This is a genomic window from Sulfitobacter sp. PS-8MA, assembly GCF_040933935.1.
Classification (GTDB): Bacteria; Pseudomonadota; Alphaproteobacteria; order Rhodobacterales; family Rhodobacteraceae; genus Sulfitobacter.
In genome coordinates, this window is the sequence record NZ_JBFQYJ010000006.1 from 678,593 (window position 1) to 702,558 (window position 23,966).

General features: G+C 63.2%; 25 protein-coding genes. 13 read left to right on the forward strand and 12 right to left on the reverse strand.

What is annotated here, in order from left to right; all coding sequences use genetic code 11:
- Position 1: 1 nt before the first annotated feature.
- Entirely contained in the window at positions 2 to 868 is an 867-nt protein-coding gene (locus tag AB4M76_RS07245; protein ID WP_368441119.1) for a methylenetetrahydrofolate reductase, read from the reverse strand.
- A 94-nt stretch (positions 869 to 962) separates the two neighbouring features.
- Here AB4M76_RS07245 and AB4M76_RS07250 point away from each other — a divergent pair, with 94 nt between their 5' ends.
- Complete coding sequence (locus tag AB4M76_RS07250) at positions 963 to 1,868, forward strand: LysR family transcriptional regulator (RefSeq protein ID WP_368441120.1); 906 nt, start codon at positions 963 to 965, stop codon at positions 1,866 to 1,868.
- Positions 1,869 to 1,964: 96 nt separating this feature from the next.
- On the opposite strand, the gene AB4M76_RS07255 is transcribed toward AB4M76_RS07250, so the two are convergent.
- Entirely contained in the window at positions 1,965 to 3,005 is a 1,041-nt protein-coding gene (locus AB4M76_RS07255; protein ID WP_368441121.1) for an NADP-dependent oxidoreductase, read from the reverse strand.
- 164 nt (positions 3,006 to 3,169) lie between these two features.
- Between AB4M76_RS07255 and AB4M76_RS07260 the strand changes: the two genes are divergently transcribed.
- Entirely contained in the window at positions 3,170 to 3,955 is a 786-nt protein-coding gene (locus AB4M76_RS07260; RefSeq protein ID WP_368441122.1) for an inositol monophosphatase family protein, read from the forward strand.
- Here the strand turns inward: AB4M76_RS07260 and AB4M76_RS07265 are convergent, their stop codons facing one another.
- Positions 3,956 to 4,246, reverse strand: a complete 291-nt coding sequence (locus AB4M76_RS07265) for a DUF6476 family protein (protein ID WP_368441123.1) — start codon at positions 4,244 to 4,246, stop codon at positions 3,956 to 3,958.
- Here AB4M76_RS07265 and AB4M76_RS07270 point away from each other — a divergent pair.
- Together AB4M76_RS07270 and rpoH are read left to right on the forward strand one after the other, a co-directional pair.
- A complete protein-coding gene (locus AB4M76_RS07270; protein ID WP_368441124.1) occupies positions 4,245 to 5,288 on the forward strand; it encodes an RluA family pseudouridine synthase in 1,044 nt (347 codons plus the stop codon). The genes AB4M76_RS07265 and AB4M76_RS07270 overlap by 2 nt on opposite strands.
- A gap of 173 nt (positions 5,289 to 5,461) precedes the next feature.
- Positions 5,462 to 6,358 (forward strand): RNA polymerase sigma factor RpoH, encoded by an 897-nt coding sequence (gene rpoH / locus AB4M76_RS07275; protein WP_368441125.1) that lies wholly within the window; start codon positions 5,462 to 5,464, stop codon positions 6,356 to 6,358.
- Between the two features lie 53 nt (positions 6,359 to 6,411).
- Here rpoH and AB4M76_RS07280 read toward each other — a convergent pair whose 3' ends face one another.
- Positions 6,412 to 7,038 (reverse strand): GntR family transcriptional regulator, encoded by a 627-nt coding sequence (locus AB4M76_RS07280; protein WP_368441126.1) that lies wholly within the window; start codon positions 7,036 to 7,038, stop codon positions 6,412 to 6,414.
- A gap of 185 nt (positions 7,039 to 7,223) precedes the next feature.
- Between AB4M76_RS07280 and AB4M76_RS07285 the strand changes: the two genes are divergently transcribed.
- From AB4M76_RS07285 to AB4M76_RS07295, 3 genes are all read left to right on the forward strand, one after another.
- Positions 7,224 to 7,697, forward strand: a complete 474-nt coding sequence (locus tag AB4M76_RS07285) for a hypothetical protein (protein WP_368441127.1) — start codon at positions 7,224 to 7,226, stop codon at positions 7,695 to 7,697.
- Between the two features lie 201 nt (positions 7,698 to 7,898).
- Entirely contained in the window at positions 7,899 to 8,273 is a 375-nt protein-coding gene (locus tag AB4M76_RS07290; protein ID WP_368441128.1) for a hypothetical protein, read from the forward strand.
- Positions 8,274 to 8,488: 215 nt separating this feature from the next.
- A complete protein-coding gene (locus tag AB4M76_RS07295) occupies positions 8,489 to 8,758 on the forward strand; it encodes a DksA/TraR family C4-type zinc finger protein (RefSeq protein ID WP_368441129.1) in 270 nt (89 codons plus the stop codon).
- Positions 8,759 to 8,785: 27 nt separating this feature from the next.
- Here AB4M76_RS07295 and AB4M76_RS07300 read toward each other — a convergent pair whose 3' ends face one another.
- Genes AB4M76_RS07300 through AB4M76_RS07330 form a run of 7 tightly spaced genes read right to left on the reverse strand, consistent with a single transcriptional unit; the run spans position 8,786 to position 16,788 of the window.
- Positions 8,786 to 10,177 carry a PAS domain-containing protein gene (locus tag AB4M76_RS07300; RefSeq protein ID WP_368441130.1) on the reverse strand — a complete coding sequence of 464 codons (1,392 nt, stop codon included), beginning with the start codon at positions 10,175 to 10,177 and terminating at the stop codon, positions 8,786 to 8,788.
- Positions 10,178 to 10,180: 3 nt separating this feature from the next.
- Entirely contained in the window at positions 10,181 to 10,981 is an 801-nt protein-coding gene (locus AB4M76_RS07305; RefSeq protein ID WP_368441131.1) for an alpha/beta fold hydrolase, read from the reverse strand.
- Positions 10,982 to 11,028: 47 nt separating this feature from the next.
- Positions 11,029 to 12,846: a M3 family oligoendopeptidase gene (locus AB4M76_RS07310; protein WP_368441132.1), complete on the reverse strand. Its 1,818-nt coding sequence runs from the start codon at positions 12,844 to 12,846 to the stop codon at positions 11,029 to 11,031.
- Between the two features lie 56 nt (positions 12,847 to 12,902).
- Positions 12,903 to 14,501 carry an ATP-dependent DNA ligase gene (locus AB4M76_RS07315; protein WP_368441133.1) on the reverse strand — a complete coding sequence of 533 codons (1,599 nt, stop codon included), beginning with the start codon at positions 14,499 to 14,501 and terminating at the stop codon, positions 12,903 to 12,905.
- On the reverse strand, positions 14,498 to 15,502 hold the full coding sequence (locus AB4M76_RS07320; RefSeq protein WP_368441135.1) for a ligase-associated DNA damage response exonuclease: 1,005 nt from the start codon (positions 15,500 to 15,502) through the stop codon (positions 14,498 to 14,500). Before AB4M76_RS07320 ends, AB4M76_RS07315 begins: the two co-directional genes overlap by 4 nt.
- A 48-nt stretch (positions 15,503 to 15,550) precedes the next feature.
- Positions 15,551 to 16,498 (reverse strand): alpha/beta fold hydrolase, encoded by a 948-nt coding sequence (locus AB4M76_RS07325; RefSeq protein WP_368441136.1) that lies wholly within the window; start codon positions 16,496 to 16,498, stop codon positions 15,551 to 15,553.
- The gene (locus AB4M76_RS07330; protein ID WP_368441137.1) at positions 16,498 to 16,788 is read right to left on the reverse strand and encodes an SCP2 sterol-binding domain-containing protein; all 291 of its coding nucleotides are present in this window, start codon (positions 16,786 to 16,788) and stop codon (positions 16,498 to 16,500) included. Before AB4M76_RS07330 ends, AB4M76_RS07325 begins: the two co-directional genes overlap by 1 nt.
- A 74-nt stretch (positions 16,789 to 16,862) precedes the next feature.
- Here AB4M76_RS07330 and AB4M76_RS07335 point away from each other — a divergent pair, with 74 nt between their 5' ends.
- The 5 genes from AB4M76_RS07335 (at position 16,863) to AB4M76_RS07355 (ending at position 22,002) form a co-directional block, all read left to right on the forward strand.
- Complete coding sequence (locus tag AB4M76_RS07335) at positions 16,863 to 17,420, forward strand: hypothetical protein (RefSeq protein WP_368441139.1); 558 nt, start codon at positions 16,863 to 16,865, stop codon at positions 17,418 to 17,420.
- Between the two features lie 15 nt (positions 17,421 to 17,435).
- Positions 17,436 to 20,417: a helicase-related protein gene (locus tag AB4M76_RS07340; protein WP_368441140.1), complete on the forward strand. Its 2,982-nt coding sequence runs from the start codon at positions 17,436 to 17,438 to the stop codon at positions 20,415 to 20,417.
- 6 nt (positions 20,418 to 20,423) lie between these two features.
- Complete coding sequence (locus tag AB4M76_RS07345) at positions 20,424 to 20,801, forward strand: RNA-binding S4 domain-containing protein (protein WP_368442398.1); 378 nt, start codon at positions 20,424 to 20,426, stop codon at positions 20,799 to 20,801.
- 53 nt (positions 20,802 to 20,854) lie between these two features.
- A complete protein-coding gene (gene fdxA, locus AB4M76_RS07350) occupies positions 20,855 to 21,190 on the forward strand; it encodes a ferredoxin FdxA (protein ID WP_067262482.1) in 336 nt (111 codons plus the stop codon).
- Positions 21,191 to 21,489: 299 nt separating this feature from the next.
- Positions 21,490 to 22,002, forward strand: a complete 513-nt coding sequence (locus AB4M76_RS07355; protein WP_174858863.1) for a CarD family transcriptional regulator — start codon at positions 21,490 to 21,492, stop codon at positions 22,000 to 22,002.
- Between the two features lie 54 nt (positions 22,003 to 22,056).
- On the opposite strand, the gene cobS is transcribed toward AB4M76_RS07355, so the two are convergent.
- Positions 22,057 to 22,863, reverse strand: coding sequence for an adenosylcobinamide-GDP ribazoletransferase (gene cobS, locus AB4M76_RS07360; RefSeq protein WP_368441142.1), 807 nt, complete (start codon positions 22,861 to 22,863; stop codon positions 22,057 to 22,059).
- Between the two features lie 78 nt (positions 22,864 to 22,941).
- Here cobS and cobT point away from each other — a divergent pair, with 78 nt between their 5' ends.
- Positions 22,942 to 23,955, forward strand: a complete 1,014-nt coding sequence (gene cobT, locus AB4M76_RS07365) for a nicotinate-nucleotide--dimethylbenzimidazole phosphoribosyltransferase (RefSeq protein ID WP_368441144.1) — start codon at positions 22,942 to 22,944, stop codon at positions 23,953 to 23,955.
- The last annotated feature ends 11 nt before the right edge of the window (positions 23,956 to 23,966 follow it).

Below are 23,966 nucleotides of genomic sequence, written 5' to 3' on the forward strand. Positions count from 1 at the left end.
CTTACGCAACGTCGGAAAGATCGACCTGCGGCGTCACGCCGATGGCGCGGCAGACATCGCGGGTCAGTTCGGCGCGGTTGAGCGTGTAGAAATGCAGCGCATCGACCCCTTCGTCGATCAGATCGCTGCATAATTCGGTGCACATCGCCTGGGCCAGCAGATCGTGCCGGTCATCGCGGATCGCGGCCTCATAGGCCTGATCGACCCATGTCGGGACCGGCGTGCCACATTTCGCCGCGAATTTACGGGCCGAGGTCCAGTTCACCACCGGCAGGATGCCCGGCGTGATCGGCTTGTCGATGCCGGCTTTGACACAGGCGTCGCGGAAGCGCAGGAAAGTCTCGGCCTCGAAAAAGAACTGTGTCAGCGCCTCATCCGCGCCCGCGTCGAACTTGCGTTTCAGCCAGTCGATATTGGCCTGCTGGTCCGCCGCTTCGGGGTGCGGATCGGGGTAGGCGCCGACGCGGATGGTGAATTTCCCGGTCTTGGCCAGCGCTTCGATCAGCTCGCAGCTGTCGGCGAAACCGTCGGGGTGCGGCTCGAACCTGTCGGTGCCCGCCTGCGGATCGCCGCGCAGGGCAACGATGTCTTTGATGCCCGCTTCGGCGAACTTATCGGCCACGTCGAGCGTCTCGGCGCGGCTGGCGCCGACGCAGGTCAGATGGCCCGCGACCGGCAGGCCGGAGGTGCGGTGCAGAACATGCGCCGAATCATGGGTCAGATCGCGGGTGGTGCCGCCGGCGCCATAGGTGACCGAGAAGAAACGCGGGGCCAAAGGCGCCAATGCTTGCGCCGCATCCCACAGTTTGAACGCCGCGCCGACGGTGCGGGGCGGAAAGACTTCGAAGGAGACAGCGGGCGTGGTCATCGGTTGATCCTTTTGACGGTTTCATGCCTTGTTTCACATTGAGCGCTGTGAGACAAATTCATAACATTCATCTTGAACATGAGTAATGCCTCACATGCACATCGAGTTCCGCCATCTTCGCACGATCAAAGCCATCCACGAGGCGGGCGGTCTGGCCCGCGCGGCGGATCAGATGAATATCACACAGTCGGCTTTAAGTCACCAAGTGAAGGGGTTGGAGGATCAGGCCGGGGTCGAGTTGTTCGTGCGGCGCTCGAAACCGCTGAAACTGTCCCCGGCCGGGCAGCGGTTGCTGAAGCTGGCGCAGCAGGTGCTGCCGCAGGTCGAAGCCTTGCAGGATGAATTCTCTGGCCTGCGCGCGGGCAGCACCGGGCGGATGCATATCGCGATCGAATGTCACGCCTGTTTTGAATGGCTTTTCCCGGTGTTGGAGCAGTTCCGGCGGCTTTGGCCGGATGTGGATGTCGATATCCGCCCCGGTCTGGCCTTTGACGCGCTGCCGGCCCTGCTGCGCGAGGAGGTGGATTTGGTGGTCTCGTCGGACCCCGAAGAGCTGCCAGGTGTCGAATTTGTCGAACTCTTTGATTACAATCCGGTTTTCGTGGCCTCGCAGAACCATCCTCTGGCCGAGAAACCGTTTGTCGAGGCGGCGGATTTCCGGGGCGAGACGCTGATCACCTATCCGGTGGAACGGTCGCGGCTGGATGTCTTCAGCCAGTTGCTGATCCCGGCCAAGGTCGAGCCTGCGGCGATCCGACAGGTCGAGTTGACGGCGGTGATCCTGCTGCTTGTCGCGTCGAACCGCGGGGTCTCGGTGCTGCCGGATTGGGTGGTGCGCGAGGTGAAATATTCGTCGGATTACGTGACCCGGCCTTTGACCGCGCAGGGGATCACGCGGCGGCTTTATGCGGCGGTGCGCCGGGATGATCTGGGCAAGCCCTTTATGGAAGAGTTGCTGAAGCTCGCGGGGCAGGAGGCGCGCAAATTGCAGCGCGCTTGAGTGGCGTGCTGAGAGCCATCGCCTGCCCGGGGGACGGGCAGGCGATGGCCCGGCGCCTGCGGCGTGGTGCCGGGCCGGGCGAGGTAACGCGCGGGCCTAATTCACCTTCACGATAGCCTTCCCGGTGTTCCCCCCGGTCAGCATGTCGATAAAGGCCTGCGGCGCATTCTCCAGCCCTTCGGTGATGTCCTCTTTCACCTTCACACGCCCTTCGGCCACCATCGGACCCACTTCGCGGTGAAATTCCGGCATTCTGTCCCAATGGTTCGCAATGATGAAGCCGCGCACGGTCAGGAAGTTCACCAAGATCGTCCGCCACAGACGCGGCCCCGTCAGGCCTGCGCCTTCGGCATTGGCGCCCAAACCGCCCGCGTTATACCAGGCGATCATGCCGCAAAGCGGGATGCGGCCATGGGGGTTCATCAGCGGCAGAACCGCGTCCAGAACCTTGCCGCCGACGTTCTCGAAGTAGATATCGACCCCATCCGGCGCGGCTTCTTTCAACGCCGCGCGCAGGGATTTCGCGTCCTCATAGGCGCGGTGGTCGAGGCAGACGTCAAAACCGAATTCACGCGTGGCGATCTCGCATTTCTCGGGCCCGCCCGCGATGCCGACGGTGCGCAGACCTTTGGCCTTCGCCAGCTGCCCAACGACCGAGCCCACAGGGCCGGTGGCCGCCGCGACGACGAGTGTTTCGCCCTCTTTCGGCTGGCCGATTTCATTGAGCCCGTACCACCCCGTCAGCCCGGGCATCCCCAAGACGCCAAGCGCGGCGGTGATGGGGACGGCATTGGCGTCGATCTTTTGGCACTGTTTGGCCGGGGCGACACCGTGGGTGGCCCAACCGAAGGCTCCGAAGGCAAAATCGCCCTCGGCAAAACTGGGATCATTAGAGGCGATCACCTTGCCGACGCTGCCGCCTTCCATCAAGCCGCCAATCGGCACCGGTTTGGCATAGGACTCTGCATCATCCATCCGGCCCCGCATATAGGGGTCGAGCGACATGTAATGCACCTCGACCAGAATTTCGCCGTCGCCCGGCTGGGGCATATCGACGGTTTCGAGCCGGAAGTTCTCGGGCGTCGGCGCACCCTCGGGGCGGCTGGCGAGGACGATTCTTTGCATCTGGTCGGACATCGGGTTTCCTTTATGCTTGCTATGGGTCCAAGTTGCGCTCTCATGCGCTGAAAACAACCCCACACGCTGCGTCATGGCGGAGCGTGCAGGATAAGCGCTGCCCCCTTGGCAATCGCGCGCTTGCGCCCTATACGTCCCGCCTTATCCATCAAAGGGCGCGAACAATGGTCGGCAGTGCGAATCTCAACATCATGATCAAGGCAGCACGCAAAGCGGGGCGGGCATTGGTCAAGGATTTCCGCGAGGTCGAGAACCTTCAGGTCTCGGTCAAAGGCGCGGGCGATTTCGTGACCAAGGCCGACATCGGCGCCGAGAAGATCCTCAAGGAAGAGTTGATGGGCGCGCGTCCGACCTATGGCTGGCTGGCCGAAGAGGGCGGCGAGGAAGAGGGCCAAGACCCGACCCGCCGCTGGATCGTCGACCCGCTCGATGGCACCACGAATTTCCTCCACGGTCTGCCGCATTGGGCGGTCTCCATCGCGCTGGAGCATAAGGGCGAGATCGTCGCCGGTGTGGTCTTTGACCCGGCCAAGGACGAGATGTTCTTTGCCGAAAAGGGCACCGGCGCCTGGATGAACGAAGGCCGCCTGCGGGTGTCGGGCCGGCACCGTATGATCGAATCGATTTTTGCCACCGGCCTGCCGTTCGGGGGCCGTGCCGATCTGCCCGAGACGCTGAAAGATTTGGGCCGCCTGCTGCCGGTCTGCGCCGGGGTGCGCCGTTGGGGCGTGGCATCGCTTGACCTCGCCTATGTGGCCTCGGGCCGTTACGACGGCTTCTGGGAGCGCCGCCTGAAGCCTTGGGACGTGGCCGCGGGCATGTTGATCGTCAAAGAGGCCGGGGGGCTGGTCGAGGCGATCCGCCCCGAGCGCCACATCCTGCAACATGGCGAGATCATCTGTTCGAACGAGCCGATCTATTCGACCTTTGCCAAGACGATCCGCGGCTGATCATTCGATCGCAATCGTCTGGCGCAATGCGCCGGTCAACTGGTCAAAGATTAGGATTTCGTCCGCATCCGTCACCACCGCATACCAGCCGCGCCCTTGCGTAAACGCTTGGGCGCTGCTGCCATCGGGCAGGGTGATGCTGCGCGGCAGGCTCGGGCCTTGATCGCTCAGACGGGTGACAAGCACGAAGATCAGCACTAGAACCCCGCCAATCATCACGACGGTCAAGACCGTCACCATCCGCCGCAGAAACCGCAGGTTTGCCGGTTCATCAGGGTTGTCCGTATCCATGTCACACCGCCGCATCGATTTCATTCTGGGCGATAGCCCGCCCGCCCGTCTTGATAAGGCGCTGGCGCGCGATGTGCCAGAGGAAGCGAACCTGTCGCGCACCCGTTTGGGCCGGTTGATCGAGCAGGGCGCGGTGACGGTGGATGGCGCGGTGGTGCAAGACCCGCGTGCCAAGGTCGCCGAAGGGCAGGTGGTGCAGATTGCGGTCGAAGAGGCGGCCGAGAGCCATATTCTGCCCGAGGACATCCCGCTGTCGGTGGTGTTTGAAGATGCTGACTTGATCGTGATCGACAAACCCGCGGGCATGGTGGTGCACCCGGCCCCGGGATCACCCTCCGGCACGCTGGTGAACGCATTGCTGGCCCATTGCGGCGCGGATCTGTCTGGCGTGGGCGGCATGAAGCGACCCGGCATTGTGCACCGGATTGATAAGGACACCACGGGGCTCCTGGTCGTCGCCAAATCCGACGCGGCGCATCACGGGCTGGCGGCGCAGTTTGAGAAACACAGTGTCGAGCGCTATTATCAGGCCTTGGTTTACGGTGTGCCGGATGCCAATGATCCGCGCCTGCGCGGGGTCAAGGGCGCGTCTTTCGAGGCGGGGAATATCCTGCGCATGACCACCCAGCTGGCGCGCCATAAAACCGACCGTCAACGCCAGGCGGTGCTGTTCCAAGGCGGCCGCCATGCCGTCACCCGCGCCCGCACGGTGGAACGCTTTGGCACGCCGCCGGTTCTGGCGCTGATGGAATGCTGGCTTGAGACCGGGCGCACCCATCAAATTCGCGTGCATATGTCCCATGCCGGTCACGGGCTTGTGGGGGATGCGACCTATGGCGGGCGGCGCAAGCTGGCGAAATCCGCCTTGCACGAGACCACGGCCGAGGCGATCCGCGCCTTCCCCCGGCAAGCGCTCCATGCGGCGGTTCTGGGGTTTGAACACCCTGTTTCCGGGGAAAACCTGCGGTTTGAGGCCCCTTTGCCCCCCGATATGGCCGATCTGCTGGACCTGCTGCGCAACGCTTCGCCGGCCACCGGCTGAGCGGGCAGCACGGCGGAACCCGCCCCGCGCTGGTTACGTTTTGTTCACAGACGTTGTGCAACGGTGAACAGAAGCGCAGATGCTTCCGCCTTGAAAGCACAGAGCGGGCCGCCCATATTGCATGTTAACTGTAATAACATAGGCCCGGAAATGAACTGGGAAAGGGACATGACATGGCGAATTATGCAAATCTGCCCGCACCAACACCCGAAGGCGGGTTAACCCGTTATATGCAAGAAATCCGCAAGTTCCCGCTGCTGGAACCTGAGGAAGAATATATGCTGGCCAAACGCTGGGTCGAAGAACAGGACACCGAGGCGGCGCATAAGATGGTCACCTCGCATCTGCGCTTGGCGGCAAAGATCGCGATGGGCTATCGCGGCTACGGCTTGCCGCAAGCCGAGGTGATCTCGGAGGCGAATGTGGGTCTGATGCAAGCGGTGAAACGCTTTGACCCTGAGAAAGGCTTCCGCCTTGCCACCTATGCGATGTGGTGGATCCGCGCCTCGATTCAGGAATATATCCTGCGCTCCTGGTCCCTGGTGAAACTGGGGACGACCTCTGGCCAGAAGAAACTGTTCTTTAACCTGCGCAAGGCCAAGAACAAGATCGGTGCCCTGGAAGAAGGCGACCTGCGGCCGGAGAATGTGACCGAAATCGCGACGCAGCTTGGCGTGACCGAGGATGAGGTCGTGTCGATGAACCGGCGCATGTCAGGCGGGGATGCCTCGTTGAACGCGACGGTCGGCTCCGAAGGCGAAGGCACGATGCAGTGGCAGGATTGGCTCGAAGACGAGGATGCCGATCAGGCCGGGGATTACGCGGAACGCGATGAGCTTCAGGCCCGCCGGGAAATGCTGGCGGAGGCGCTTGAGGTTCTCAACGACCGCGAGAAAGATATCCTCACACAGCGCCGGCTGTCGGATGAGACGGTCACGTTGGAGGATCTATCGACCCAGTATGACGTGAGCCGCGAGCGCATCCGTCAGATCGAAGTGCGCGCCTTTGAGAAACTGCAAAAGCGCATGCGGGAACTGGCGAAAGAAAAGGGCATGGTGCCCGCTGATTAATGTGTTACGCCTCCTGCCAAACCAAGGCAGGGGGCGTTTTTCTTTGCCCCACATCAGGCGTGCGGCTGCCCCTCCAGATCCGCGACCTTTTCAAAGGTCGCGGCAATCGACACATGTTGCAGGATCTCGACGATGCTTTTGACCAGCCTGTCCAGCAAGGCGGCCTGGGCTGCGGGATCTGTCTGCAAATCCTGAATCCGCCAACGGATCAGCCGCCAATAGGCCGCGTGAAAGGCATCTTTCAAAATCGGGTTTTCGATCAAGGCGGACAGCGAAGCCAGCAGCCGGGCGCGCAGTTCAAAGAAATCCTCTGCCCGCCCCAGATCATTGATCGCGAGCATCCCCAGCATCGCGGCAAAATCCATCACCTGTGCCGCCGAGCCGCGTGTCTGCGGTGCGCAGGCGGCCACGGCTCTGATCACGGCCTCGGCGGCGCGCAGATCCTCCTCACGCTGACGGTCTTCGAGCGGCGATATGACCGAGCCGACGCCGGATTTGACCGTGATCATGCGCTCATATGACAGCCGCTGCAAAGCCTGACGCACTGGCGTGCGCGAGACGCCAAAGCGCTGCGCCAATGCCCCCTCATGCAACATCTGATCATCGCTGGAGCGCGCCAGACAGATGTCTGCGCGCAGCGCCTCGGCAATATGCTGGCTGGATTGACCGCCCTTGAGCATCACGTGACCTCCTTTTCCCAAGCGGCAATGCCGTCTTGAAGTCGGTACATGTATACATGTAGGCAGGCGGGACAACACATTATTTTAGGAATTTACCCATGTGCGCAGAACAATCTTCGATCTTCGATGCTGAAGCGACCTCTATCCGGGCAGTTTTCGCGACGCCCCGGGGAGGGCAGATCGCAATGGCAGGCTTCCCGGGGCTGGCGACAGATATGGAAGGCTCTGCCTATCTTGACCCCGTGCAGATGGATGAGACCTTGGCTGGCCTGGCGCATGTGGGGGCGCGGCAGCTTTTGGTTTTAACCGAAGAGGAGGAGCTACCCGAGGGGGCGTTTGATCTGCTTCGCCGCGCCGCGAAGCGGCAGGACCTGGCGCTGTGGTTTGCCCCGATCCGAGATTTTTCGGTGCCAGACGAAGGGTTTATGGCGCGGTGGCCGGATCATGAGGACCGTTGCCTTGCCGCATTTGCGCGGGGGGAGACCATCGCCCTTTGCTGTCAATATGGCGCGGGACGCAGCGGGTTGATCGCGGCATGGCTGCTGATGACATGTGGCAGGCCCGCGTCTGAAGCGATCCCGTTTGTACGCGAGCATTTTTCGGAAGCGATTGAGAACCGGGCCCAGGAAGGCTGGCTGCGGGCGCGCGAAACGGCCTAGGCCACCGGCTTTTGCAAGTTGACGTTAGGTCATGCAGCGGAAAGCTCTACCGCCCCAATCCCGGCAAGTTGTCGCCCCATTCTCGCCACAATTCGACAGCACAACATGTATACAGGTTGGGAGGCGAGAGGGCATCAGGCCGGATCATCTGCCCAAAGGGAGAGAAATAAGCGAAAAACCACATAAAGACGAGGTTCGATCATGTACATGCGCTCAGACGTTATCCATAGCTACACGCCCCTCACGCCTGGTGAGTTGATCCGAAAACGGCGCTTGTATGACCCGGTCGATATCGCGCTCGATGCGCGAAGCCGCCCGGTGAGCTATGAGGTGCTGCGCGCCAATATCACCAAAGTGCGCTACTGCCGCGATTTTGGCCGGATCGAAGCCTGTGTCGCCGTGGCCTATGCCCATCATCCGTCGAGCCCGCCGCGGACCGCTTATCTGCTGACCAGCGTTCCCCTCCGCCGTGCAGGGCAGCCCCAGGACCTGCGCAAGCGGTTGATCCAGACGGCGATTGCCCTGTCGATACGGTTTGACCAACAAGAACGGGAGGGTGCACTGAAAGTCGCTTAAAATACTGCCTTTGCTTTAAGACCAAATGCCCAGACTGCCGCATCTTTCGAGATGCGGCTTTTTTTGGGGGGGGTGACCAGTGGCGCGGGCAAAGGCCCCCCTTGGCGGGGCGGCTTGATTAAGCTGCGGCGCAGGCCCATCTTATGCCTAACAGGCCGCGCAGATTGCAGATTGAACCGCCTGCGCGGGGTGATTTCTTGTGCTGGAGTGAGACTATGGCTGGTGGTTGGTCCCGCGATGGGGCGGTCAGTGAGCAGATCGAAGCGTCGATCTCGGACGAACTTGCGCGGCTGAAGGCCCGCCGCGCGCCGGTGGGCGAAAGCCTGCGTGAATGTGCCGAATGTGAAGAACCGATCCCCGAAGCGCGGCGCCTTGCCTTGCCCGGGGTCAAACTCTGCATCGACTGTGTGCGCGAACGTGATGGGCAGCAACAGATGCGCGGGGGCATCAACCGGCGCGGCTCGAAGGACAGTCAGTTGAAGTAAGGACAGGCGCGTGGGCTGCGGCGCGCTTTACGGCAGGTGCTGCGGGGTTTTCGCATCCGCAGCACCTTTGTAGGGCGCTTCGAGGGTGTAGATCAGACCGCTTGGGGCAAAGTCCAACTGCGCGCTACCCCCGAGTTCAGCGGCGACGAGGCGTTTGACCAGTCTTGAGCCAAAGCCGACTTCCCGCGTCTCATCCCCCAGAGGCGGGCCGCCCGTCTCCCGCCAGGTCAGGCGGAAACGCTGGTGCTCGCCTTCGCCGTCCAGGCGCCAATGCAGCGCCACGCGCCCCTCGCTGCTGCTCAGCGCGCCGTATTTCATCGCATTTGTCATCAACTCAAAAAGCGCCAGCGCAAGCATCGCCACGCTTTGCGGGGCAAAAACAACCTCTGGCCCCTCAAGGTCGAACTGGGCCGCCACGCCTGATTCCTCGGCGGTGAGCCGGGCCATGTCGCGCATGCTGGTGCTGCGCCAATTGTTCGACACCAGCAGGTCATGCGCCTTTGCCATGGATTGCAGACGCGCCATGAAACGCGCCGATTCCTCGGCTGAGGCTTCGGAGCGGAAGGTCTGGCGGGCGATGCCGGTGACGACGGCGAGGTTGTTTTTGACGCGGTGGTTCAGCTCTTGCAGGGTGATCTGCAACTGCCGCTCGGTCCGCACCCGTTCTGTCACATCGCGCATCAGCAGCGAGAAATCGGGGTCAGCCCTATGCCCGCCGGGTTCGGCAATCGGGGTGAGAGAGATCGACAGGTGAATGCCCGCAGAGGTTTCCGCCCCGAAAAACTCTGGCGCTTCGCCCTGCAACGCCTGCGGTCTGATGCGCTCAAACCAATCGGGGTCATTTGGCAGGGGCACCAATTCGCTCACCCGGCGGCCGGTGCCCCGGGCAGGGTCAAAGCCGAACATCGTCGCCGCGCGTTGGTTGAAATTTTTCACCCGCCCTTCGCTATCGATGCGAAAGATCGCGATCTGCGCGGAGCGGATCACGGCGGCCAGTTCTTCGGCATCATCGCGGGCACGGCGCAGGTCGCTCTCGTACATGGCCCGCTCGGTCGCGTCGAAGATGTTGAACACGATGCGGGCTTCGGGGCCTTCATCCGCCGGATGGCGGCTGGCGTTGAGCAGGATCGGGAAACCTTCGCCCGATTTAGGGGAGAGACGGCATAGGATTTCGCGGGCAAACCCCTGCAGCAGTATCATCGGCATGATATGGGTTTCGAAGAACACCCGCCCCGGCACGTCGAGCAGATGCGACAGGCGCTGGCCGACAAGCGCGTCCGGCTGGCGGCCGCTCCAGCCCGCGAACCGGCTGTTGCAATAGGTGATCTTGGCGTTGTGATCGGTCACGACAAAGCCGCAGTCGGCTTGGTCGATCAAAAGCTGCGCGTCCTCAGGGGCGAGGCGAGGGGAGGTCGCCAAGGCTCAGCCGCTTTCGCTCAGATAGCGGTTGATCTCGCGGATCACCTTCTTGGGCTCGGTCATATGCGGGCAATGGCCCATCGCTTCGATGACCCGCAGGCTCGCACCGGTCATGTTGCCATACATCCAGTCGCCCACCGCCACGGGGGCGATGGCATCGTCGTCGCATTGCAGGATCAGGGTCGGGGTCGTGATACGCGTCATATCGGCCCGGCGATCCGACAAGAAGGTCACCCGGCCGAAATGCCGCGCGATATCGGGGTTGGTGCGGCAAAAGCTCTTGGTCAGCAGCCGCGCGCTTTCGCCCTCGGGCTCTTGGCCTGCGATGGCAGGGGCCATTTGTTCGGCCCAGCCAAGGTAGTTTTCCTGCATGAAGTCGATCACTGCGAGCAGATCGGCCCTGTCGAAACCGCCGATATACTCACCGTCGTTCACAAAGCAGGGCGAGGGGGAGACCATCACCACCTGCGCAAAACGTCCCGGATGGTCCGCCGCCGCGAGGCCCGCGATGATCGCGCCGACCGAATGGCCGATCACGATCGGCTCCTCCAGCTCCAGCGCATCGCAGATTTCAACGAGGTCCGCCGCATGGGCCGACAGATCGCTGTAGCGGTTGAAGTCATAGGCCGAGAGGTCGGATTGCCCGGCGCCGGTCAGATCATAGAGCACCACGCGGTAGTGCTCTTCCAAGGCCGGCGCCACAAAGCGCCACATGGTCTGGTCACAGCCAAAGCCATGTACGAAAACGATCGTCTTTTGCCCTTGGCCAACGAGGTTCACATTGTTGCGTTTTAGAACCGACATTGCGCGCAAATCCCCGGATGGCTAGAGCAAAGGATGTCCGTCAACCGTTATTCCATCGCTTCTAGCTCGTCAATCATACCGGAAATCATGCTCAGCCCCTTGTCCCAGAAGACCGGGTCAGAGGCGTCCAGCCCAAAGGGCGCGAGGAGTTCCTTGTGGTGCTTCGATCCGCCGGCTTTCAGCATCTCGAAATATTTGTCCTCGAAGCCTTCCTCGCCCTCGGCATAGACCGCGTAGAGCGCGTTCACCAGCCCGTCGCCAAAGGCATAGGCATAGACGTAGAAGGGCGAGTGGACGAAATGCGGAATATAGGCCCAGAAGGTCTCATAGCCTTCCATATATTCAAAGGCTGGCCCGAGGCTTTCGGCCTGCACCGACATCCACAGCGCGTTGATGTCGTCCGGGGTCAACTCGCCCCCACGGCGCGCCTCGTGCAATTTGCACTCGAAGTCGTAAAAGGCGATCTGGCGCACGACCGTGTTGATCATGTCCTCGACCTTGCCCGCCAGCAGCACCTTGCGCTCGGCCTGGGTCTGCGCCTTGTCGAGCATCTTGCGGAAGGTCAGCATCTCGCCAAAGACGCTCGCCGTTTCGGCCAGCGTCAGCGGGGTCGACGACAGCATCTCGCCCTGATCGGCGGCCAGCACTTGGTGCACGCCATGGCCCAGCTCATGCGCCAGCGTCATCACGTCGCGCGGTTTGCCGAGGTAGTTCAGCATCACGTAGGGGTGCACATTGGTGACGGTGGGATGGGCGAAAGCGCCCGGCGCCTTGCCCGGTTTCACGCCGGCGTCGATCCAGCCCTTGGTGAAGAAGGGTTTCGCCAAGTCGCCCATGCGCGGATCAAAGGCGGTATAGGCCTCCATCACCGTCTCTTCGGCCTGCGCCCAGTCGACCACCTTGGGGTCTTCCATCGGCAGCGGCGCGTTGCGGTCCCAGACCTGCATGACGTCGAGGCCGAGCCATTTGCGTTTCAGCTCATAGTAACGGTGGCTCAGTTTCGGATAGGCTTCGACCACGGCGTTGCGCAGGGCTTCGACGACCTCGGGTTCCACATGGTTGCTGAGGTGGCGTCCGGTCTGCGGGGTCTCCATGCCGCGCCAGCGGTCGATGACCTCTTTCTCTTTCACCTGAGTGTTATGGACGCGGGCAAAGGTGCGGGTGTTCGCGCCCAGCACATTGGCCAATTCCCGCGCGCCCGCTTCGCGTTTGGCGCGGTCGGGATCGGTCAGCAGGTTCAGCGTGCCCTCGATGTTGAGCGTCTCGCCCTCGACCTCGAACTCCAGCCCGGCAATGGTCTCGTCGAACATCCGCTCCCAGGCGTCGCCGACGACGCCGAGGTCGTGCAGGAACTTCTCCATCTCATCCGAAAGCTGATAGGGCTTCATGGCGCGAATGCGGTCGAAGACGGGCTTGTAGCGCGCGAGGTCCGGGTTCTCGTCCAGCAGTTTGGCGAGGTGATCGTCCGGCAGCTTGTTCAGTTCCAGCGTGAAGAAGACCAGCGGCGTGGTGTAATCGGTGATCTTTTCCTGGCAGTCGGACATGAACTTGGCCCGGCCCGCGTCCGTCGTCTGCTGGTAATAGCGCAGCCCCGCAAAGGACATGATGCGCCCGGCGACCTGGTTGATCTTTTCGTTGCGCAGCACGCAGTCGAGCAGCCCCTTGGCATCCAGCGTGGCCAGATTGCCTTCGTAATCGGCGGCAAAGCGGGCGCAGGCTTCCTCCAGCCAGTCCAGATCGCGCTTCAGTTCCGGCGCGTCTTCAGCGGTATAAAGGTCGCTCAGATCCCATTCCGGCAGATTGCCAAGGTCTTTGCCCCCGGCGGTGGCATTGGCGTCGCGAAGCGGGAAGGGAAGCTGAAACATCGGAGTACCTCTTTTGCGTTTTGTCACATCTATGCGCCCGGACGCGCCGGGACAAGCTACCCGTAGATGCGCAGCATTTCTTTCAGGTCATCAAGCGTGTTTGCCTCTTGCAATGGCTTGTCCTTGCGCCAGCGCAGCATGCGCGGAAACCGCAGCGCGACGCCGGATTTATGGCGCGGGCTGGGCTGGATACCCTCAAAGGCGATCTCGAAGACATGGTGCGGGGTGACTTGGCGCACGGGGCCAAAACGTTGCAGCGTGTTCTTGCGCACCCAAGCGGTGATCTGGCGGAACTCGGCGTCCGTCAGGCCGGAATAGGCTTTGGTAAAGGGCACGAGATCATTGCCGTTCCAGACCGCGAAGGTGAAATCGGTAAACAGGTTGGCGCGCCGGCCCGAGCCCGATTGCGCATAGATCATCACCGCGTCGATGGTCAGCGGGTCGAGCTTCCATTTCCACCAGTCCCCCTTCTTGCGGCCCGCAAGATAGGGGCTGTCGGCGCGTTTCAGCATCAAGCCTTCGGCCTGCGCCTCGCGGGCGGTTTCGCGTAAGGAGGCCAGTTCGGCCCAATCGGTGAACTGGTGCTGCGGGGACAGGCGGATCGGCGCGTCTTCGGGCAGGTCGGCGCTGGCCTCCTCCAGCAGGGCGCGGCGCTCAGCGAAGGGACGGTCGCGGATGTCGTCGCCCTGCCATTCGAGCAGGTCATAGGCATGCAGCACCACCGGCGCTTCGGTGAGCAGCTTCTTGGGCACCGTCTTGCGCCCGATACGGGCCTGTAGTGCGTTGAAGGACGAGGGGTAATCCGCCCCCGGCTGCCAGACCAGCAACTCCCCGTCCAGCACCGTGCCGGGGGGCATGTGGTCGGCGGCGCGGGCCAGTTCCGGGAAACGGTCGGTCATCAGCTCTTCACCGCGCGACCAGACGAAGTAATCGCCGTCGCGCAGAATGAGCTGGCCGCGGATGCCGTCCCATTTCCACTCCGCCCGCCAGTCGGTCGGATCGCCCAAGGCGTCCGGCCCGTCCTCCAGCGCATAGGCAAGGTAGAAAGGGTAGGGGCGCGAGGCGTCGGCGCTGGCGTCTTCGGCTTCGATCAGACTGTGCCATGTCACGTCATCAGGATGCCAATTGCCCATCAGCCGATGCGCCATTTCCGGCTCGGGCCGCCCGGTGGCGCGCGACAGGGCGCGGGTCATCAGTTTCTGGCTGACGCCGATGCGAAAGCCACCGGTGATGAGCTTGTTGAAGAGGAACCGCTCGGTGCCGCCAAGCTGCTGCCACGCCGAGAGCACGAAAGCCTTGCGGGTCGCGTCGTCCTCATCTTTCAGCCCGCGCAGGGCGTTGATCCATGAGGTCAGCGTGCCGCTGTCGTCGCTCTCCACCGGCGGCAGGACCAGCGCGATGGTCTCGGCCAGATCGCCGACGATGGCGTAGCTGTCCTCGAAAAGCCAGAGCGGCACGCCCGAAGCCTCAGACGCCCATTCGCGCAGGCGGGTGGTGGTCACGGCGCGTTTCGGGCGACGGCCCGAGAAGAGCGCCACGGTCCAGAGGCGGTCGGTCTCCTCGGCTGTGGTGAAATACTCGGCCAGCGCAGCGACCTTGATGGTGGTCTTGGTGGTCTGGTCGATGGCGTTAAAGAGCGCGGCAAAATCCTTCATTCGCTGTCGCCCCCGTCGCCCTCGAACTGGGTCGGCACCACTTGAGCCTTCCAGCCCTGATCGTTCAAGTATCGCGTGAAGATATCGGTGTAACCATGCGTGACATATATGTTTTCCGCCCCCGTTTCTCGGATCGCCCAAAGCAGCCCATCCCAATCGGCATGGTCCGAGATGACAAAGCCCCGGTCCCCCGCCCGCCGCCGGCGGACCCCGCGCAGGGCCATCCAACCCGAGGCAAAGGCGCTTTCCTGCGCGCCAAAGCGCCGCGCCCATTGGCTGCCGAGCGCAGAGGGCGGGGCCAGCACCAAGGCGCCGGGGTGATCTTTGGGCGCGAGTTCTGGCGTGACCAGCGTGGTCTCGGGCAGGGAGATGCCTTGCCCGCGCAGGACGTCGTTGGTGTTCTCCACCGCCGTATGGGTCAGGATCGGGCCGACTTCTGGGTCGAGCATCGACAGCAGGCGCTGCGCTTTGCCCAGAGAGTATGCACCGAGAAAGGCGGTCTTGCCTTCCGCCGCACAGCGCGCCCACCAGGCGTTGAGGTCAGCCGCCACATCCGCCTGCGGCGCCCAGCGAAAGACCGGCAGACCAAAGGTGCTCTCGGTAATGAAATGATGGCATCTGACCGGCTCGAAAGGCGTCGACATGCCGTCGTCGATCACCTTGTAATCGCCCGAGGCGACCCAGACCTCGCCACCGACCTCAACCCGGATCTGGGCGCTGCCCGGCACATGGCCCGCCGGGTGGAAGGACACCGTGGCCCCGCCGATCTGCCGCCGCTCGCCATAGGCGATGCCCTCGGCGGTGATCTCTCCCAACCGGTGGCGCATGACGGGCAGGGCGGCCTCGGTGGCGAGGTAGTGGCCCATGCCGTCGCGGGCGTGGTCGGCGTGGCCATGGGTGATCAGCGCCCGCGGCACAGGCCGCCAAGGGTCGATATAGAAATCCCCGGCAGCGCAGTAGATGCCGTTTTCGGTGAAGCTGAGGACGGGTTCGCGTGTCATCCTGAGCAATCTAGCTGGCGCGCGGCGATTGCACAGGAAAATGACAGCCTAGGCCATGACGCTGCCCAGAAAGAGCTTTTTCAGACCGTCGAATATCGGCTTGCGCAGTTCCGGCACTTCCAGCAGCACCTCATGCTCACCGCCTTCGACAATCTCAAGCCGCCCGCCTTTCCAATCGGCCATGCGCTGGTGAACGCGCGGCGTGGCCACGATCCGCTCGTTGCTGCCAAGAAAGGTGACGCAAGGCATATTGGGCGCCGCGCGGCCCGCCAGATGTTTGGTCTCCGCCAAAGCCTCGCGCAGCCAGACGAAACTGGGGCCGCCGAGGCTCAACTCAGGATGCGCCGCCAGTTGATCGCGCATCATGTCATACATCTGCTGGTCCGTGGTCAGCAGGTTGTCCTCAAAGGGGGTGATGATCGGGTAGGGCTCGATCCGGGTGCCGGGGGGCAGGCGGTGGCCTTGGCCGATCTGCGGCATCAGCTGCGCCATGGACCAGGCCACGGCGCGCAGCTGCGGTGCGACATAGATGCCCCACATCGGCCCGGTGAAAGCGGCGGCCTGCACCGGCAGCCCTTCCATCACGGCGCGCAGCCCGATGCAGCCGCCCATGGAATGGGCCAGCAGGAAATAGGGGCGCGGCAGGTTCAGGCTGCGCGCCGCGCGCAGCATGGCGGCCACGTCTTTTTGATAATCGCCAAAGGCATCCACATGGCCGATGCGCCGGTCGGGCAGCATCCGGTCCGCCAGCCCCTGACCGCGCCAGTCGATCGCCAGGGTGCCGAGCCCGCGCTGCGCGAGGTCGGCGGCGCAGAGCCCGTATTTTTCGATATACTCGGTGCGGCCGGGGAACAGCAGCACCGTGCCACGGGCATTCTCAAGCGGCCAATGACCCAGCCTGATCCGCTTGCCATCCGATGTTTCGGCCCAATAGGCCCTGCCGCCCTCCGGTCCGGGCGCGATATCGGTGAACAGCGGGGCCGGGTCGAGCTGCATCAGCCGAGGACGGCGGCGAGTTTCATCGCCATGCCCATATCGCCGTCGATCTTGAGCTTGCCGCTCATGAAGGCGGATGTGGGGTTGGTGTCACCCTCAAGGATCGACTGAAAGGTATCCGCCTCCGCGCTCAGCGTCACATCTGCCTCTTCGTCGCCGGCGCGGGCGCCGTTTTCGTCCATCATCACGCTGCCTTCGCCTTCGATGTCGAATTTCGCCGTGCCGTCAAAATCACTTCCGGCCAGCTTTTCGTTCAGCACCACAACCGCTTCGTTCACAATATCGCTCATCGCTCGCCCTTTTTTGGCATTTGGCCCCGACACATCTGGAATTGCGGCGGCAGCCTGTTACATTCACTCTTGTTATGCGCATCCTACCCGTCAACCTCAAACATACCGTTGCGGCAGTTGGCGGCTTTCTGTGGCTTGCGGGTCTTGCGGGGGCCGAACCGGCCCCGGCGGAGCTTTTCGACAGGCTGCGGGACGCGCCAGCGGCTGAGGCGGGGCGCATCACGCGTGAGATTGAGGCACATTGGGCCCGTTCAGGCTCGCCTGCGATGGATCTGCTGTTTGCCCGGGGGCGGGAGGCGCTGGTGGCCGGGGATACGCAGCTTGCGATCGAGCATCTCACCGCGCTCACCGATCATGCGCCGCAATTTGCCGAAGGGTTCCACACCCGGGCACAGGCCTATTTTCGCGCCAATCTCTATGGTCCTGCGCTGGATGATCTGGAACGGACGCTGGCGCTGAACCCCGACAATTACAACGCGATCTTCGGCCTTGCCGTCATGGTGCAGGAGTTTGGCGATCTGGGCCGCGCGGCGGTGCTTTATCGCAAGGCGCTGGCGCTCAACCCACATCACCAAGACGCCCGCACCGCGCTTGACGCGCTGCGCCGCGACGGCATCGGGCGCGAGCTTTAATTCAAGGATAGACAGGTGGCAGGCAACAAGCGCGTCGTGGCCGTACTCGGCCCGACAAATACCGGCAAGACGACCTATGCAATCGAGCGGATGCTGGCGCATCGCACCGGCGTGATCGGCCTGCCGCTGCGGCTCTTGGCGCGCGAGGTCTATGACCGCATCGTCAAGGCGCGCGGCCCCTCGGTGGTGGCGCTGGTCACGGGCGAGGAGCGGATCGTGCCGCCGCGCACGCAGTATTGGGTTTGCACGGTCGAGGCGATGCCGCAGGAGATTGGCGCGGATTTCGTGGCCATCGACGAGATCCAGCTCTGCGCCGATCCCGAGCGCGGCCATGTCTTTACCGACCGTCTGCTGCGCGCGCGGGGGTTGCATGAAACGCTCTTCATGGGGGCCGACACCATGCGCGGCACCATCGCGGCGCTGGTGCCTGAGGTCGATTTCATGCGCCGCGACCGGATGAGCGAATTGATCTATTCCGGTCAGAAAAAGATCAGCCGGATGAAGCCGCGCAGCGCCATCGTCGGTTTCTCGGTCGAGAATGTCTATGCCATTGCCGAGCTCATTCGCCGCCAGAAGGGCGGTGCGGCGGTGGTCATGGGCGCGCTGTCGCCACGCACCCGCAACGCGCAGGTGGCAATGTATCAGAATGGCGAGGTCGATTATCTTGTCGCCACCGATGCGATTGGCATGGGGCTGAACCTCGATGTCGATCACGTGGCTTTCTCGGCGCTCAGCAAGTTTGACGGGCGGCGGATGCGGCCCTTGGCGCCGAATGAATTGGCGCAGATCGCGGGCCGCGCCGGGCGCGGGTTCAAATCCGGCACCTTTGGCACCACCGGGGATGCGCCCGCGCTGGACGATGGGGTGGCCCGCGCCATCATGGACCACAGCTTTACCCCGCAGAACAAGATCAACTGGCGCAACCACGCACTGCAATTCGGCAGCATCGACCGGCTCATTCAATCGCTTGAGATGCCGCCCGAAAATCAACGTCTGGTCCGCGCACGCGAATCCGACGATCTGCGGGCGTTGAAATCCTTGGCGCAGGTCGATGAGGTTTTCGCCCGCGCCAGCGATGGTGCCTCGGTCCGCCTGCTCTGGGATGTTTGCCGGATTCCGGATTTTCGCGGCATCAGCCATGCCGAACATGCCGGGCTTTTAGAGACCATTTTCAACGACCTGCACCAGCGCGGCACTATCCCCGACGATTGGCTGGCGCGGCAAATCAAACGAATTGATCGAACCGATGGCGACATTGATGCGTTATCCAAACGACTCGCGTTTATTCGCACATGGACTTACGTTGCTCAGCGCAAAGGCTGGACAAAGGACGAAAGCCATTGGCGCGACACGACGCGTGTCGTAGAAGACCGCTTGTCGGACGCTCTGCACGAGCGTTTGACGCAAAGATTTGTAGATCGGCGCACAAGCGTATTGCTGCGCCGGCTTGGACAGAAGGAAGCCATGGTGGCCGATGTAAACGAGACCGGTGAAGTCACCGTTGAAGGTGAATTTGTAGGCAAGCTGGACGGGTTCCGCTTTCGGGTAGACAAGGGCGCGGGCGCGGCCGAGGACAAGACGGTCAAGACCGCCGCTTTGCAGGCCCTGGCGCCGCAGTTCCATCTGCGCGCGGACCGGTTCTATAACGCGCCGGATACCGAGATTGATTTTACCGAACAGGGCGGCCTCATGTGGGGCAGCGCGGCCGTGGGCAAGCTCACCGCCGGCGCCGACGCGCTGAAGCCGCAGGTCGAGGTCTTCGTCGACGATATCGCCGGGCCCGAGGTGGCCGAAAAGGTGAAGCGCCGGTTGCAGCATTTCATCGACCGCAAGATCGCGGCCCTGTTCGAGCCGCTTCTGGGCCTTGGCAAAGACGACACGCTGACCGGGCTGGCGCGTGGCTTTGCATTCCAACTGGTTGAGAATTTCGGCATTCTGCCCCGGGCGCAGGTGGCCAATGACGTGAAATCGCTCGATCAGGAGGCCCGTGGCGCGCTGCGCAAACACGGTATTCGCTTTGGTCAATTCACCATCTTCATGCCCTTGATGCTGAAACCCGCGCCGACCCGCCTGCGTCTGGTGCTCTGGTCGCTTAGCAAGGGGCTGAACGAATTCCCCGAATCTCCGCCTCCCGGTCTGGTCACCATCCCGGTAGAGCCCGGCGCGCCAGAAGGGGCCGATACGATGTCGGGCTACCGCAACGCCGGCAAACGCGCGATCCGCATCGATATGCTGGAGCGTCTGGCCGACATGCTGCGCGCCGAGGATTCCCGGGGCGGCTTTGAGGCCAAGCCCGACATGCTGTCGATCACCGGCATGACGCTGGAGCAATTCGCCGATCTGATGGAAGGGCTGGGCTATAAGGCCGAGAAGAACGAGCGCACCAAGGTCAAACCCGTCGATGTGGTGATGCCGAAAGACGGCAGCCATGATGCGATGGACCCCGCCGCCGATACCGAAACGCCCGAAAAGGTGACCCCGGATGCAGTGACTGATGATGCGGCCGACAAGCCGATCATGGATGTCGCGGCAGAAGAGCCGGCAGGTGGCATTGTCGAGACCCCCTCGCCAGAGACCGATCCCGATGACCGCCCCGCCGAGGTGGCGCAGATGCCAGATGACGGCATTGCCCCCATTGCCGATGTCGCCCCCGAAGATCCCGAGGTGGACGCCGCCATTCCCGAGGTGCCGGCCGAGGAGATTCCCCAAGGCACCGCGCCCGACGCTGATATTGCCGGGCCGGAAACCGAGGTCTTCTATACGTTCACATGGGCGCGCAGCCCGCGCGGCAATGCCGGCAACCGTCGGGGCGGGGACCGTCCGCAAGGGCAGGGCAAGCCACGCGGCAAACCCGCGAAAGGCAAGGGCCGCAAACCTGCGGGCGACAAGGGCGGCAAGGCGCAGAACTTCACTGCCCGTCCACCGCGCAAGGAGAAACAGATCGACCCCGACAACCCCTTCGCCGCCGCGCTGATGGGGCTGAAGGACGACAAGTAAGTGGCGGTGGGCGAGAAACTACGGCTCGACAAATGGCTGTGGCACGCCCGCTTCTTTAAAACCCGTTCGCTCGCTGCCGCTCAGGTGGCGGGCGGTGCGGTTCGGATCAACGGCACCCCGACGCAGAAACGCGCTAGCAGTGTCGGCCCCGGGGATGTGCTGACCTTTGCCCAGGGCGATCACATCCGCGTCATCCAGATCGACGCGATCGGCCTGCGGCGCGGCCCGGCATCGGAGGCGCAGACGCTCTATACCGATCTGTCCCCGCCCACGCCCAAGCCAAAGAACATCACCCCCGAAAACCCCGCCTATGAAGGAAAGGGGCGCCCGACCAAGCGCGACCGCAGGCAGCTTGATCTTTCTAAGACACGCCACCTTGAATGATCTCGCCCTGCGGTTTAGCTAGTCCTCCGAACACCCCAGCCAGAGTTTCCCGCATGACCTATATCGTGAATGACGCCTGCATCGCCTGCAAATACACCGACTGTGTCGAGGTCTGCCCGGTGGATTGCTTCTATGAGGGCGAGAACATGTTGGTCATTCACCCGGATGAATGTATCGATTGTGGCGTCTGCGAGCCGGAATGCCCCGCCGATGCGATCCGCCCTGACACCGAGCCGGACATGGAGAAATGGGTGGAGTTCAACCGCAAATATTCCGAACTATGGCCTGTGATCATCACCAAGAAAGACCCGCTGCCCGAGGCCGAGGAGATGGACGGCAAAGAGGGCAAGATGGAGCTCTTCTCGGAAAAACCGGGCGAGGGCGGCTGATTCGCGCGGCATCCCGGGGCGGTAGGGTGAGGTTTCGGCCTTAAACCCCTGTATATCCTGGGGTTTCGCCTCTCTTGCCAGAGGGGCGCTTCCGAAAGGCTCGTTTTTGTGCTATGGTTAGCCAAACTGTAACAGACGAGCCGGAAATGTATCGACCACGCTGTAGAGGTTGACTTCAAATTTCAAACGAGACGCATTCGATTGCAGACCAGACAGGCTGCGCTCGTATGCGTTTTTCGCGTGCTGTTCAGGTTTATGAGTTAACGGCGGGGCTGCCCCGCACGCCAAGGAGCGACTAAATGACCAAATCGAAGAAGCTTGATTTCCGCCCGAATGAATTCGTCGTCTACCCCGCGCATGGCGTCGGGCAGATCATGTCGATCGAGGAGCAGGAAGTCGCTGGGATTTCGTTGGAACTCTTCGTAATTTCCTTTGAGAAAGACAAGATGACGCTGCGGGTGCCGACCCATAAGGCGACCGAGATCGGCATGCGCGCGCTTTCCACCCCCGATGTGATCAACCATGCAATGAAAACCCTGAAGGGCAAAGCCAAGGTCAAGCGCGCCATGTGGTCGCGCCGCGCGCAGGAGTATGAGCAAAAGATCAACTCCGGCGATCTGATTGCCATCGCCGAGGTGGTGCGCGACCTGCACCGCACCGATGACCAGCGCGAGCAGAGCTATTCCGAGCGGCAGCTTTATGAAGCGGCGCTTGAGCGTCTGACCCGCGAAGTGGCGGCGGTCTCCGGTGGCGATGAACTGGCCGCAGCCAAACAGGTTGGCGATGTGCTGGAAAGCCGCGTCGCAGCCTGAGGGCCTTGCAGGTCGAGAAGATGCCGCGTCCCTCCCCGGGGGCGCGGTTTTTTGTCAGGGTATCGCCTGCCAGCCATAGGCCATCATCTGGCAACCCATCAGCAAGGCAATCTCCGCCACCTGCTGGGTCGCGCCCAGCACATCGCCGGTCTGCCCGCCGATCTTGCGTTTTGCCACTTGCCGCACCACGAGCGCCGCGAGAAAGCCAAGGAGCACCAGCCGCCATGCCGAGACATCTGGCGCGAGCACCGTGAGCACCACCGCGATCAGCACGGCCACTGCCGTGGCCCAGTCTCCGGGCCGTCCGGTGCGGTCCGACAGCCCGTCGCGGCGCGCCACGGGCAGGCTGTCCATCACCCAGACCATCGCCGCGCGGGAGCCGCTGGCGGCGATCACCAGCGCCCAGAACAGGGCGCCGTCGGTGATCAACTCGCTGATCAGATACCAGCGCAGCAGCAGCGACAGCACCAGCGCGATCACCCCATAGCTGCCGATCACACTGTCTTTCATGATCTTGAGCCGCTTGTCCGCGCTCCAGCCGCCCCAGAAACCATCGGCGCAATCGGCCAGCCCGTCTTCATGCATGGCGCCGGTCAGCATCACCAGCGTGATCAGCACGAAACCTGCCGTCAGCAGGGCGGTGGCGCCCATGCGGCTGAGCGCCTCGCCCACAGCCGCCGCGATCAGGGCCAGCAAAATGCCGACCAGCGGATAGGCCCAAGCCCCGCGCGCGGCGGGGCGGTGGGCGTCGGTCGGGAAATGGAACTGCGGCAGGGGCAGGCGGGTCAGCAGCGCCAGCGCCACCGGCAGATCCCGCAGCCGGAATACCTGCGTCAAAGAGGCCGATCTGGCTTTGGTCATGTTTCGCCCTTTCGGCACTTTCAGCGCCTGCAAGCTACGGGTACTAACGGCTAAAGTTCAATCCTTAATGGATGCCCCATGACCCAGCCTTTCACGACCCTTGCCGAATTTCGCACCCTGTTGCAGCAGATGCCCCGGATCGACGGCGATGCGCTGACCGCCGCGCAGCAGCGCGACAGCCAATTGACCAAACCGCCCGGCGCGCTTGGCCGGTTGGAGACCCTCGCCTGCTGGTATCGCGGTTGGCGCGGCGGGAAGATGGCCGAGATCACCGCGCCGCAGATTATCGTCTTCGCGGGCAATCACGGGGTGGCGGCGCGCGGTGTTTCTGCCTTTCCGGCGGCGGTAACCGCCCAGATGGTGGCGAATTTCGAACAGGGCGGGGCGGCGATCAATCAGATCGCGCGGGTCAACGGGGCCTCGCTTGACGTGGTGCCGCTGGCGCTGGACCGGCCGACCGAGGATTTCACCCAGAGCGCCGCGATGGACGAGGCTGCTTTCCTTGCGGCTTTGCAGGCCGGCTGGGCGGCGGTGAACCCCGGGGCGGATCTTTTGGTCGTGGGGGAAATGGGGATCGCCAACACGACCTCTGCCGCGGCGCTGGCCTGCGCGCTTTTGGGCGGCGCAGCCGAGGACTGGACCGGACGCGGCACGGGCGTCGATGACGCAGGGCTTGCGCTGAAAACCCAGGTGGTGGCCGAGGGGGTGGCGCTGCATGCAGAGGCGGGGGACGGGCTTGAGACCCTGCGCCGCCTCGGCGGGCGCGAGCTGGCGGCAATGGCGGGGGCCATCGCGCGGGCGCGCAGTCTGCGGATTCCGGTGATCCTCGACGGGTTCATCTGCTGCGCGGCCGCGCTCTGTCTGGCGCGCAGCGTGGCGGGCGCGCTCGATCACTGCCTCGCCGGCCATTGCAGCGCCGAGCATGGTCATGGGCGTCTCTTGGCCGCCTTGGGCAAAGAGCCCCTGTTGCGCTTGGACCTGCGGCTCGGGGAAGCTTCGGGCGCAGGGCTCGCCATTGCGGTGCTCAAGACCGCACTGGCCTGCCACATCGGCATGGCGACCTTTGGCGAAGCAGGCGTCAGCGACGCTTGAATCCGGCGCGC